The organism is Cereibacter johrii (assembly GCF_001720585.1).
Taxonomy (GTDB): Bacteria; Pseudomonadota; Alphaproteobacteria; order Rhodobacterales; family Rhodobacteraceae; genus Cereibacter_A; species Cereibacter_A johrii.
Genome location: NZ_MABH01000116.1, coordinates 1 through 10,800, shown reverse-complemented (window position 1 = coordinate 10,800; position 10,800 = coordinate 1). Strand labels below are relative to the sequence as shown.

The 10,800-nt window shown below is 70.2% G+C and carries 11 protein-coding genes and 1 pseudogene; 8 read left to right on the top strand and 4 right to left on the bottom strand.

The genetic code is table 11. The annotated features are described in order from the left end of the window. Nucleotides 1–72 precede the first annotated feature (72 nt). The 3 genes from A9O63_RS09010 to A9O63_RS09000 are packed head-to-tail and all read left to right on the top strand — an operon-like array spanning nucleotide 73 to nucleotide 1,658. Complete coding sequence (locus tag A9O63_RS09010) at nucleotides 73–426, top strand: CidA/LrgA family protein (RefSeq protein WP_069331621.1); 354 nt, start codon at nucleotides 73–75, stop codon at nucleotides 424–426. Then, nucleotides 419–1,135, top strand: coding sequence for an LrgB family protein (locus A9O63_RS09005; RefSeq protein ID WP_069331620.1), 717 nt, complete (start codon nucleotides 419–421; stop codon nucleotides 1,133–1,135). Before A9O63_RS09010 ends, A9O63_RS09005 begins: the two co-directional genes overlap by 8 nt. A gap of 58 nt (nucleotides 1,136–1,193) precedes the next feature. Continuing rightward, nucleotides 1,194–1,658 carry a cupin domain-containing protein gene (locus tag A9O63_RS09000; protein ID WP_069331619.1) on the top strand — a complete coding sequence of 155 codons (465 nt, stop codon included), beginning with the start codon at nucleotides 1,194–1,196 and terminating at the stop codon, nucleotides 1,656–1,658. A 141-nt stretch (nucleotides 1,659–1,799) separates the two neighbouring features. Here the strand turns inward: A9O63_RS09000 and A9O63_RS08995 are convergent, their stop codons facing one another. Continuing rightward, nucleotides 1,800–3,578: an SLC13 family permease gene (locus A9O63_RS08995; protein ID WP_069331618.1), complete on the bottom strand. Its 1,779-nt coding sequence runs from the start codon at nucleotides 3,576–3,578 to the stop codon at nucleotides 1,800–1,802. A gap of 210 nt (nucleotides 3,579–3,788) precedes the next feature. Next, nucleotides 3,789–4,517 carry a DUF2306 domain-containing protein gene (locus tag A9O63_RS08990; RefSeq protein WP_084295730.1) on the bottom strand — a complete coding sequence of 243 codons (729 nt, stop codon included), beginning with the start codon at nucleotides 4,515–4,517 and terminating at the stop codon, nucleotides 3,789–3,791. A 161-nt stretch (nucleotides 4,518–4,678) separates the two neighbouring features. On the opposite strand from A9O63_RS08990, the pseudogene A9O63_RS23625 reads away from it, so the two are divergent. The 5 genes and pseudogenes from A9O63_RS23625 to A9O63_RS08970 all read left to right on the top strand — a co-directional run. After that, nucleotides 4,679–4,756 (top strand): annotated as a pseudogene (locus tag A9O63_RS23625) (DUF1937 family protein); the annotation flags it as partial. Nucleotides 4,757–5,029: 273 nt separating this feature from the next. Beyond that, nucleotides 5,030–5,203 (top strand): YdcH family protein, encoded by a 174-nt coding sequence (locus A9O63_RS08985; RefSeq protein ID WP_069331617.1) that lies wholly within the window; start codon nucleotides 5,030–5,032, stop codon nucleotides 5,201–5,203. Nucleotides 5,204–5,444: 241 nt separating this feature from the next. Beyond that, the gene (locus A9O63_RS08980; RefSeq protein ID WP_069331616.1) at nucleotides 5,445–6,356 is read left to right on the top strand and encodes a porin; all 912 of its coding nucleotides are present in this window, start codon (nucleotides 5,445–5,447) and stop codon (nucleotides 6,354–6,356) included. A 154-nt stretch (nucleotides 6,357–6,510) separates the two neighbouring features. Continuing rightward, complete coding sequence (locus A9O63_RS08975; RefSeq protein WP_069331615.1) at nucleotides 6,511–7,170, top strand: rhomboid family intramembrane serine protease; 660 nt, start codon at nucleotides 6,511–6,513, stop codon at nucleotides 7,168–7,170. A 143-nt stretch (nucleotides 7,171–7,313) separates the two neighbouring features. After that, nucleotides 7,314–7,787 (top strand): low molecular weight protein-tyrosine-phosphatase, encoded by a 474-nt coding sequence (locus A9O63_RS08970; protein ID WP_069331614.1) that lies wholly within the window; start codon nucleotides 7,314–7,316, stop codon nucleotides 7,785–7,787. A gap of 13 nt (nucleotides 7,788–7,800) precedes the next feature. Here the strand turns inward: A9O63_RS08970 and A9O63_RS08965 are convergent, their stop codons facing one another. Both A9O63_RS08965 and A9O63_RS08960 read right to left on the bottom strand, forming a co-directional pair. Beyond that, the gene (locus A9O63_RS08965) at nucleotides 7,801–9,306 is read right to left on the bottom strand and encodes a lipopolysaccharide biosynthesis protein (RefSeq protein ID WP_069331613.1); all 1,506 of its coding nucleotides are present in this window, start codon (nucleotides 9,304–9,306) and stop codon (nucleotides 7,801–7,803) included. A 182-nt stretch (nucleotides 9,307–9,488) separates the two neighbouring features. After that, nucleotides 9,489–10,316 carry a helix-turn-helix transcriptional regulator gene (locus tag A9O63_RS08960; RefSeq protein ID WP_069331612.1) on the bottom strand — a complete coding sequence of 276 codons (828 nt, stop codon included), beginning with the start codon at nucleotides 10,314–10,316 and terminating at the stop codon, nucleotides 9,489–9,491. Nucleotides 10,317–10,800 lie beyond the last annotated feature (484 nt).

Sequence of the window (10,800 nt, the reverse complement as noted above, 5' to 3'; positions counted from 1 at the left end):
AGGGATTGGGCGTGACGGCCGCGGGCATTCGCGATATTGGTCCGTTATCTTGACCAATTCCGGGGTTTGCCCATGATCTCCCATCTGACGCTCCTTTTGCTGCTGCAACTCGCGGGCGAGGCTCTGGCCCGGGGGGCGGGGCTTCCCGTGCCGGGGCCGATCCTCGGGCTTCTGATGCTGCTCGCGCTCTTTGCGGCGCGTCCGGCGCTGGCCGAGCGGCTTCGTCCGACCAATGCCGCGATCCTGTCCTACATGTCGCTCCTGTTCGTGCCGGCCGGGGTGGGGATCGTGGGCCATCTCGGGCTGCTCGCCGACGAGGCGGTGCCGCTTCTGGTGACGCTGGTTGCAAGCACCACCCTCGCGCTTCTGGCCGCGGCCGTGGCCTTCGCAGCCGTGGCCCGGCTGACGGGTCTGCGCGATGCGTGACGTCACCGAGATCTGGAGCTATCTCGCCCATGGCCCCCTCCTCTGGCTCGCCCTGACCCTCGCGGCCTTCGTCGCGGGCAGTTTCGTCTTCGAGCGGGCGGGCCGTCGGGCCTGGGCCAATCCGGTGCTGATCGCGGTGGGGCTGGTGGCGGCGGCGCTGGAGCTGACCGGCACGAGCTACGCCACCTATTTCGAGGGCGCGCAATTCGTCCATTTCATGCTCGGTCCGGTGACGGTGGCGCTGGCCACGCCGCTCTGGGACAACCGGGCCGCGGTGCGCCGGTCGCTCCTTCCGATGGCGGCGGCACTGGCGGCGGGTCTCGTCGCGGCGCTCGGCAGCGTCGTGCTGATCGGCCGGGCGATGGGCCTGCCTGCGGGCACGATCCTGTCGATGCTGCCCAAGTCGGCCACCGCGCCGGTAGCCATCGGCGTCTCGGAAGGGATCGGCGGCTCGCCCACCCTGACGGCGGTGCTCGTGATCCTGACCGGCATCGTGGGCGCCGTGCTCGCGCCGCCGCTGCTGGCGCTCCTGCGTATCCGCGACCCGCGCGCCCGCGGCTTCGCGGTGGGGCTTGCCGCCCACGGGATCGGCACGGCGCAGATGATGCTGACGGACGCGCGGGCGGGGGCCTTCGCCGGGATCGGGCTCGGCGTCGGGGCGGTGACGACCGCCCTCGTGGCGCCCCTCGTGGCCCACTGGCTCTTCTGAGCGGAGCCTTCCGCGCGTCCCGCGCGTTGTCTCGGGACGCAATCAGACGGAGACGCCCATGCACCGCGAGACCCTGAGGCTCCTCATGCCGGGATGGAGTCACCCGACGCTGCCCGTGATCCTGCACCGCGGGCTCCTGCCGCCCGACCCGGACAGCGCCGAGGCGCATGTCGCCCGTCAAGGCTGGCGGGCGCTCTGGCGCGACGGCGTGTTCGATTACGACCATTTCCACAGCAACGCCTTCGAGGCTCTGGGCGTGCTCTCGGGGCGGGCGCGCCTTCGCCTCGGCGGGCCCGAGGGCCAGCCGGTCGATGTGGCGCCGGGCGACCTCCTGATCCTGCCGCCCGGAACGGGGCACGCGCGGATGGAGGCGTCGGAGGACTTCCTCCTGTTCGGGGCCTATCCCGAGGGGCAGGAGGAATGGGACATCTGCCGCGCTCCGGCCGATCCGGTCACGGCCGAGCGCATCGCCGCCGTGCCGCGCCCGGCGACCGATGCGGCAGGCGCCCCCTGGGAGGCCTGAGGATCCGGCGCCGTCGCCGGACGGATCGGGACCTGAGGCGGACTGGAGGAGAGCGGCGGGCCGCCTTGAGGCGGGCTCGCCATTGCCCTTCCGGGTTCCCCGCGGACCGGACCCGCCGATCGCGGGAGCAGGCAGACCCCGTCAGAGGCCGTAGACCAGCGGGATCACGATGGCCGCGGCCACGCCCATCAGGAAGTTCAGCGGCACGCCGATGCGGAGGAAATCGCCGAAGGTGTAGCCGCCCGGCCCGTAGACCAGCAGGTTGCACTGATATCCGATGGGGGTGGCGAAGCCGAACGAGGCCCCCATCATCACGGCCACCAGCAGGGGCCGCGGATCGACGCCGAGCCGCTGGGCGAGCTCGATGGCCACGGGTGTCACCACCACCGCCACCGCATTGTTGGACAGAAGCTCGGTCAGGAGCGAGGTGAGCGCGAAGACGCAGAAGATCAGGAGCCACGCCGGCAGATCCTGAAGCCACGGCTCGGCCCCGCCCACGATCAGCTCGACCGCGCCGGAATGGCCGAGCCCCGCACCCACCGCGATCATCCCGAACAGCATCGCCATCAGCCGCCCGTCGATCGAGGCGAAGGCCTCCTCGCTGTCGATGCAGCGCGTGACGAGCACCACGGTCACGCCCATGAAGGCGAGGATCTCGATCGGCGCCACATCGAAGGAGGACAGCAGGATGATCGCCGCCAGCACCGCCACCGCGATGGGCGCGCGGCGGCGCCGGAAGGGGCGCTCCTGCGGGTGGGAGAGGTCGGCCAGATCCATCTCCTGCGCGAGGCGGCGGATGTCGTCCATCGCGCCTTCGAGCAGCAGCGTGTCGCCCACCGCCACCACCACATCGTCCATCTGCCGCCCGAGGTTGCGGTTGCGGCGATGGACGGCCAGCGGATAGACCCCGTAGCGCCGCCTGAGCCGAAGATCGCCCAGCGACCGGCCGATCAGGCGGCAGCCGGGGGTGATGAGCACCTCGACGGTCTGGGTCTGGACGGACGCCAGCCGGCTCACGAGTTGGAGGTGGCGATGATCCTGAAGGGTCAGGATCTCTCCCATGGGCGAGCGCAGCACCACACGGTCGCCTGCGGCCAGTTCCACCGTCGCCAGCGCACGGCGGAGCGAGCTGTCGCCGCGCAGCACGTCGATCACCTGCACGTCGCTGCGCCGGAAGATCTCGACCTGCTCCAGCGTCTTGCCGATCAGGGGCGAGTCCTCGGGCACCGCGACCTCGGTGAAGAACTTCATCCGCCGCTTGCCCGTCAGCATCCCGGCCATAGAACTGCGCGCGGGCAGGAGCTTCGGTCCGAGGAAGGCCAGATAGAGCATCCCCACGATGGCGAGCGGCACGCCCACGGGCGTGATCTCGAAGATCCCGAAAGGGTCGAGGCCGCTCGAGCGCGCCACGCCGTCGACGACGAGGTTCGTCGAGGTCCCGATCAGCGTGACGGTGCCCCCCATGATCGAGAGATAGGACAGCGGAATGAGGAGCTTCGACGGCGCGATCCGCATCTCGGCGGCCAGCTGGATGAAGACGGGCAGGAAGACCACGACGATGGGCGTGTTGTTGACGACGGCCGACATGGCGACGATGCCCACGCAGAGCACCGCGACCGTGGTCTTCGGGCGCAGGCCCACATGCTGCGTGGCCAGCCGCGTGATCCAGTCGAGCGCGCCCGTCCGCACGAGGGCGCCCACGATGACGAACATGGCGGCGATGGTCCAGGGTGCCGCATTGGACAGGACGTCGAGCACCTCCTCCTGCGGCAGAAGCCCCAGAAGCACCATCACCGTCGCGCCGACGATGGCCGTGACCTCCACGGGCAGGATCTCGAGCACGAAAAACACGAGCATCGCGAGGATGACGGCGATCGCCACCCAGGGCGCCTGCACGGGATCGAGAGGGAGTGAGAGCATGAAGGCCTCGGCTAGGGTCGCGCGCCCGTTCCCGACCCACCGGCGACCGGGGGTGCCTCCCGGATCTTGCGAAGCCGAAGGCCAGGGGACGGCGTCAGCGCAGAGAAATCTCCCGCCGCGCGGCTTTAGGCAACAGGATTCTTCGCGCCTCGCCAGGGACAACAGCCCTGTGGCGCGATGTCGGGCAGATCGGCGCAGGAAGCGGCCTTCTCACGCGCGGCGGGGGGTGAGCGCGGCCGATCTTCTCCAGACCCGCGGGAGCCGGCGCAGGATCTCGAAGAGCAGGAGATAGGGCAGGTAGAAGGCGAAGACCTGCACGCGGTCGAAGGTGCCGCTGAAATCCTCGGCCGTGGCGAGGCCACCGGTCGTCGCATGCCAGAGCCCGTAGTGCATCCGGTAGATCCAGGAGCCGAGGGCGAGGATCACAAGCCGGCCGGCCCAGGCGGGGTGCGCGGGATCGCGCCTGCGCGCGAGGCTGACCGTCCGTACCGCCGCCAGCATGAGGAGGAGACCGTAGAGGCCGAAGCCCATGCTCATCCATGGCCCGCCGACCGTGCCCTGCCCGAGGATGTAGAGGAGCCCGCCCGTCCCCGTGGCGAGCGCGAGGCCGGTCACGGCATAGCCCAGCCCCCGGTGGATCGGGGGCCATCTCCGGCGCAGGACGCCCAGAAGCTGAAGGGGCGCGAGCAGGGTGAGCAGCCCGCCCAGCACCATGTGGCCGTAGATGGCAAGGGTCGCGACCCGGGCCTCGGGGTGAAAGAGCCAAGAGCTCGCCTGCTCGGCGGCCTGGCCCAGCCGGAGGCCGCGGCTCACCGAATGGTCGACGAACCACCAGACGCCCAGCAGGAGGAGGGACACGAAGAGCAGGGAAAGGAGAGACTGCAGGACTCGCACAGGCACCTCGCACGCGGGCCCCGGCACGGGGCTCTGCCCGGACATCTAGGCGCCTGCCGCGAGCCGGCCAGAGGGAAGCGGCACATCGGCCGTCCGGGCCGACTGCCGGTCGCGCGGCGGTCTCGCCGCTCGCCTCGGCGTGAGCGGCCGGAGGGAGCGCAATGGCCGCCTGCCATCGGCCGCGAAGGCGGCCTCCGGCCGAGGACGCCACCGGCATCCGGCACGAGGTCGCATCCGCCCTCGAAGCCCAGGGGCCCGTCTTCATCCATGGAGGCCTGCCATGACGAAGCCTGAGCGCTTCCGACGCGCCGCGGGAGGGGGGCGCTCGCGAGGGTCCCGGGTCCGATCTTGCGGAACCTGCGGGCGCTCCTGGCAGCCCCCCGGGCTTGAGGCGTCGGATGCCGGGGATGCGGGGAGGGGGCTCGCCCGGCCGCGCGGGTCCGGGGGCAGGGACGGCGGCCGTCCGCGCCTGCGGCAAAAGAAACCGTCGAACCCCCTTGCGGCATGTCGAAAAGTGCCCACGTCAGAAGAAAGGCCCGGTTCAAGGAGGAGCCAGAATGACCGTCGAAACACATATCTCCACGCTGCAACGCCGGCATGACGAGCTCGATGCGGCCATCGAAGCTGCTGCGCGCGATCACGGCGTCGACGATCTCGAGATTCAGGCGATGAAGAAGGAAAAGCTCTATCTCAAGGACGAGATCGCGCGGCTTCAGGCAACGGTCGAATAAATTCCCGCTTCGACGCAAAGGGCCCCGGGCGCATCCGTCGCACCGGGGCTTTTTCATGCCGCCAGGATCCCTTGCGCGCAAGGCGATCGTGGGCCGCGCCCGCGTCGCTTCGGCCTTCGGCGGGAGCCGCATGGTGTGATTGTCGCGCAACATCAGAGGGATGGAGTGGAGGGGCCGGAATTGCGCCTCGTGGGTGCCCGCCGCTACTGAGGCAGGACCTTCACCAACGGACTCACGGCCAATGACCCCTCGTTATCTTGTAATTTCGACCATCCTTGCCAGTGCACTGCCTCTGCCGCTCCTCGCGCAGACCTTCGACGGAGCGGTGACCCTGGGCTACGGTCAGACGAACGTTTCGGACACCGACAGCGACGTGACGACGCTGAGCCTCGACGGCCGCTTCGGCCTCGACGTGGGCAACGGCCTGCGCTTCGGTCTCGACCTCGCGACCGCCTCGCTGGACGATGGCGACGACGACATGACCCGCAGCTTCGCGGGCGTGACCGGCAGCTATGGCTTCCAGAACGGCGCCTCGCTCGGCGTTTACGGCGAACAGGCCCGCCTCGACCTCGACGGGTTCGGCGACGCCACCATGAAGTCCTACGGTCTGACCGCGGGCTATGAGGCCGAGGGCGCGCTCGTGACCGGCTTCTACGGCGAGAGCGACATCGACGATCTGCCCTCGGGCATCGATCTCACGGACTTCGGCGCGAGCTTCCGCTACAGCGGCTTCGCGAACGGGCTCGTGGGCCTGAACCTCCAGCGCACGACCCTGTCGGCCGACGGGCTCGAGGATGTGGATCTGGACGTGCTGGGCGTCGCCGGTTCCTACGACCTGCAGGCGGGCTGGACCCTGTTCGGCGGTCTGGCCGGCGCCTCGCTCGACGTGATCGACGCGGACCTCACCACCCTCGGGGTGGGCGTCTCCTACGATCTGTCGCAGGCGACGCAGGCCAATGCCGCCGTGTCGCTCGAGCTGGTCCGGTCGGAACTCGACGTGATGGGGCTCGACGCCGACGCGACGACCGTCCGTCTGGGCCTGAGCATCCCGCTCGGCGGCCGCAGCGCCTCGGTGCCGCTCGGCAGCGTGTCCGACACGGTCCTGAACCCGCGCCACAGCGCGCTCAGCTCGACCCTCTTCTCGGCCTTCTGAGAGGTTCCCGCGGCCGCGCTGCCACGCGGCCGCGGACTTGCCGCGGGGTCCGTCCGTTCAGGGGCGGGCCCCAGAGGCTCAAGACCAAAGGCCTGAGGCCCCGCGTCTGCCGCACCCCCTTGGCCCGAGTGCCGCGCCGGCCTATCTGCTCTGCATGTCGCATTCCCAGAACCGCCGCACGGGCCCGCTTTCCTCTTCCACCGCCGGAGCCCCCGGCTACATCTGGGCTCTGGTGGGCGGTCTCGCCCTCATCGAGTTGGTGCTGACGGCTGCGGATGCGGGCTGGCTGGGCGATCCGCGCTGGCGGACGATGGCGCTGCTGCTCGGCGCCTTCTGGCCCCCGTTGCTGGCGCCCGGGGCGGGCGAGCTCTATCCGCTGCAGCGCGAGGCGATGTTTCTCACGCACGCCTTCCTCCATGCGAACTTCCTGCACATGGTGATGAACGGGGTGATCCTCCTGTCGCTCGGCAAGGTGATCGGCGAGAAGGTGGGCGCCCTGCGCACCTTCCTGCTCTTCGGCGTTTCGGCCATCGCGGGCGGCGCGGCCTTCGGGCTGATCTCGATGTCGAGCGGGCCGATGATCGGCGCCTCGGGCGCGGCCTTCGGATTCCTCGGCATCTGGAACGCGTGGGATTTCCAGCGCCGGAAGGTGCTGGGGCTGCCGCTGCGGCCCATCCTCAACATGGTCCTGGGCCTGGCCCTGGCCAACCTCGCGCTCTTCGTCTTCCTGCAGGGCGGCCTCGCCTGGGAGGCGCATCTGGGCGGCTACCTCATGGGGTGGGTCGCGGCCTTCACCTTCGCCCGCCTGCGCTGATGTCGCAGGACGGCCGGCGTTCGCCTTCGGAGCCGTTCCGCGCAAGGCTCGGGCGGCTTCCGCGCCTCGGCGCGCCCATGGCGCAACCTCTTGAGGCCGTTCAGGGATCCGCCTAGGCTCGCCCCGTTCTGTTCGGAGTAACCATGAGTCTGCTTCCCTCCGTCCTCTTCGTCTGCCTCGGCAACATCTGCCGCTCGCCGCTCGCCGAGGCCGCCTTCCGCGCCGCCGCGGACGAGCGCGGCCTCCGCCTCACCATCGACAGCGCGGGCCTCGGCGGCTGGCATGCGGGCGAGGCACCCGATCCGCGCGCGCAGGAGGTGGCGCGCGCGAACGGCATCGACATCAGCCATTACCGCGCCCGTCAGGTGGTCCGGAAGGATTTCAGCCTGTTCGATCATGTCGTGGCGCTCGACCTCGACAATCTCGTGGCCCTGCGCGAGCTGCGCCCGCAGAGCGCCCGGGCGCGACTGTCGCTCCTGCTCGACCATGTGCCGGGCCGGGAGGGACAGGCCGTGTCGGATCCCTATTACAGCGGGCCCGAAGGGTTTCTCACCACCTGGTCGGATGTGACCGCCGGGGCGGACGGGCTGCTCACGAAGATCCTCGCCCCGGCCTGAGCCGCGGCGCCGCTCAGGCGTCGGCGGGCAGGCGGCGGCGTAGGGGCAGCCGCTCGCCCGCAAGGCGCCAGCCCTCGCGCAGGGTCTCGCGGCCCGAGGCCGTGAGCGAGATCAGCAGGGCGGTCAGCACATAGGCGAGGATGCCGCCCTGAACCAGCGCGACGAAGCCCGGCCCCGGCACATAGGGCTTGATGACCCACAGCAGCCCCATCACGATATGGACGGCCGCCACCAGCGGCCCCACGCCGCGCAGCATGTCACCGAGGCGGATCGGCCCGCTGCGGCAGGTGAGCGCCCAGATCGCGGGCAGCTTGAGATATTCGGCGATCGCCACCGCCACCACCACGCCGATCAGGCCGAAGGGCAGGCCTGCCAGCACCGCGAGGCCCGCGAAGGCCGCATGGATGAGGCCGGAATGGAAGAAGTCGCGCGAGCGGCCCTGGCTGAGGAAGAGCCAGCCCGCGACATTGTTCAGCGGCTGCACCAGCCCTGCGATGCCGAGAGCGGTGAAGATGGCCACGCTGCCGTCCCAGTTCTGGCCGAAGGCCAGCGGGATCACCACGTCGGCGAAGGCCGCGGCACAGGCCATCATCGGCAGCAAGAGGAAGAGCAGAAGCCCCGCAACCCGGATATAGGCACTGCGGTAGCGGTCGGGCTCGTCCTGAAGCCGCGAGAGGGCGGGCACCATCACCCGCGCCAGGGGATTGAAGATCGAGTTCGAGGGCATCAGCACCAGCTTGAAGGCGCGGTCGTAGTAGCCCAGCGCCTCGCCCCCGAAGGCGCGGCCGATCGCGATCTTGTCCACGTTCATCGAGAAGAAGTTGGCGAAGTTGAAGCCCGTGACGCCCGCGCCGAAATTCAGGAGCGGCCGCCAGCCCTCGATCCGCCGCGGCAGGCCCGGCCGCCAGCGCGAGCCGATCCACATGCCGAGCGTGGGCACCACCGTGCCCACCAGCGCCCCGCCGAAGAGCGCCCAGGGGCTCGGGTGGATCCAGCCCCAGAGGGCTGCGGCCGCAAGCGAGGTCACGGCGCCCGAGACCTGGATGAAGCCCAGCCGCACATACTGCATCCGCCGGATCAGAAGCGCCCCGTGCTGCGCGCCGAGGCCGTTCAGGGCGATGGTGACCGAGAGCGCGGCGATCAGCGGCCCCACCCGCGGCTCCTGATAGAAGAGCGCGATGAGGGGCGAGGCGGCCAGAAGCAGGATCGTGAGCGAGAAGCTCAGCGCCACGTTGATCCAGAAGAGGAAATTGACCTCTTCCGCCTTCAGCCCCTTCTTCTGGACGGTGGCCGCCAGCAGGCCGAAATCCTGCAGCATCATCAGGAGCGCGATCACCGGCGTGCACATGGCGACGAGGCCGAAATCCTCGGGCGACAGAAGCCGCGAGAGGATGACGACCGACCCGATCTGCGTGAGCATCAGCGCGCCCTGCGAGATCACGGTGGCCACGGCCCCCCGGCTGGCCGTGGCGCGCAGGACGCCTTCCGGCGGATCGAAGGGGCTCGGATCGGCAGTCACGTCGGGGTCTCCGTCGAGGGGCGCAGGCGTCGGGCAGCGCCCTCAGGAGAGCGTCGCGCGGCCCGGGCGGCAAGTGCTATCAGAGGTGACGGCGGAACGGTTTGCAAGACAGGAACCGGAAGGGGGCTCTCGGGCCGTCCGATGCCGGATGATCGGGCACCGGGCGGCCGTGGCTGTCCTGCTCAGAGCTGGCGCATGCCGGCCCTGGGTTCCGGATCGCCCGCCTCGTGCAGACGGAACACGAGTTCGGCCAGAGCCGAGGTGCCGGTCTTGGAATAGATGCTGCGCAGATGCGAGCGCACCGTGGACCGCGCGAGGCGCAGCTCGGTCGCGACGCCCTCGACCGAGAGGCCGCGGCTGAGCAGCAGGCAGACCCGGAATTCCGCGCGGCTGAGCTGGGCCGGATTGGCCTCGCTCAGGATCGGGCGGCCGGCCGTGGCGTTGGCGCGGGTGCGGTGGGTCGAGATGGCGCGGCTCACGATGCCCGCCTGACGCCGCGCCCAGGCCTGCGCCAGCGCGGGCAGCACGGCCTCGACCGCAGCCAGAAGGTCCGCCGACAGCGCGCGCCGGAAATGCAGCTCGACATGGTCGCGCCCCGAGGAGCTCGCCGCGAGCATGAGGACCGCGAATTCGCGCATCCGCCGCGCGCCCTGCCAGTCGGCCAGCGCCCCGTCGCCCGCGGCCGACGAGCCGAGCCAGAGGCTGCCGGGCCTGGCCCGGTCCAGGGCCGCCCCGAACTGGCCGGCGGCATAGGCCGACACCAGCGGCCGCACCGGCTCGCCCCGACGTTCGTCATGGACGGCCACACGTTGGTGTGTCCCGTCGGGCCGCGACCGCACGATCATGCCGCATTCCGCCCCGACGCTCCGCACCAGACTGGACAGAGCCTCGGCCAGTGTCTGGCGTCCCTGCAGCGCCTCGCCGACCTCTGAAATCGCGTCGGCAGCGGCCAGATGCACCATCGCCGGACGGCCGTCGGACGGGGTGCTCAGTTCCCAATGTTTCGTCATGAAATAACCCTTCTGAACCATATCGGCGTAAAAATGCCCACCGACCGGAGACCCATACCAAAGGCTGTACGATTAATCCGAATAGCCTCTTGCCCCACCTGATAGTGAGATTTCATGCCAACATGATGGTGTCAACAATCCGCCCTCCCGACCTGTCTAAAAAGACCCGGATTGCGCGCGCCGGTTGTGCGCTCTCGGGCTGTCCTGCAACCTGCGGTCGGGCCGCGACGGGGCGCGGCGCCTGAGCCTCGGCGATCGGCGAGCGGGCAGGGGCTCTCCGGGCCCGGCTTAGAGGGGCAGAGGCCCTGCGCACCGCGGGCAAGTTTCGGACGTCAGATGCGGAACCGGACACATGCCGATGGCAGGGCAAGGACCGGCGCGGGCAGGCGGCGGGGCGGTTCGGGGACGGGGATCAGCGCCTCGGGCGGACGCCCTGCGCCTCGGATCGTCAAGGCCGGAGCGCCGCCCGCGCGGACAGGCGCGG

What these genes read in the sequence shown, in the direction of transcription:
- A9O63_RS09000 (WP_069331619.1), top strand. Translation starts at nt 1,194, where the DNA reads ATGCACCGCGAGACCCTGAGGCTCCTCATGCCGGGATGGAGTCACCCG.
- A9O63_RS08975 (WP_069331615.1), top strand. Translation starts at nt 6,511, where the DNA reads ATGTCGCATTCCCAGAACCGCCGCACGGGCCCGCTTTCCTCTTCCACC.
- A9O63_RS09010 (WP_069331621.1), top strand. Translation starts at nt 73, where the DNA reads ATGATCTCCCATCTGACGCTCCTTTTGCTGCTGCAACTCGCGGGCGAG.
- A9O63_RS08995 (WP_069331618.1), bottom strand. Translation starts at nt 3,578, where the DNA reads ATGCTCTCACTCCCTCTCGATCCCGTGCAGGCGCCCTGGGTGGCGATC.
- A9O63_RS08990 (WP_084295730.1), bottom strand. Translation starts at nt 4,517, where the DNA reads ATGTCCGGGCAGAGCCCCGTGCCGGGGCCCGCGTGCGAGGTGCCTGTG.
- A9O63_RS08985 (WP_069331617.1), top strand. Translation starts at nt 5,030, where the DNA reads ATGACCGTCGAAACACATATCTCCACGCTGCAACGCCGGCATGACGAG.
- A9O63_RS08980 (WP_069331616.1), top strand. Translation starts at nt 5,445, where the DNA reads ATGACCCCTCGTTATCTTGTAATTTCGACCATCCTTGCCAGTGCACTG.
- A9O63_RS08960 (WP_069331612.1), bottom strand. Translation starts at nt 10,316, where the DNA reads ATGACGAAACATTGGGAACTGAGCACCCCGTCCGACGGCCGTCCGGCG.
- A9O63_RS09005 (WP_069331620.1), top strand. Translation starts at nt 419, where the DNA reads ATGCGTGACGTCACCGAGATCTGGAGCTATCTCGCCCATGGCCCCCTC.
- A9O63_RS08970 (WP_069331614.1), top strand. Translation starts at nt 7,314, where the DNA reads ATGAGTCTGCTTCCCTCCGTCCTCTTCGTCTGCCTCGGCAACATCTGC.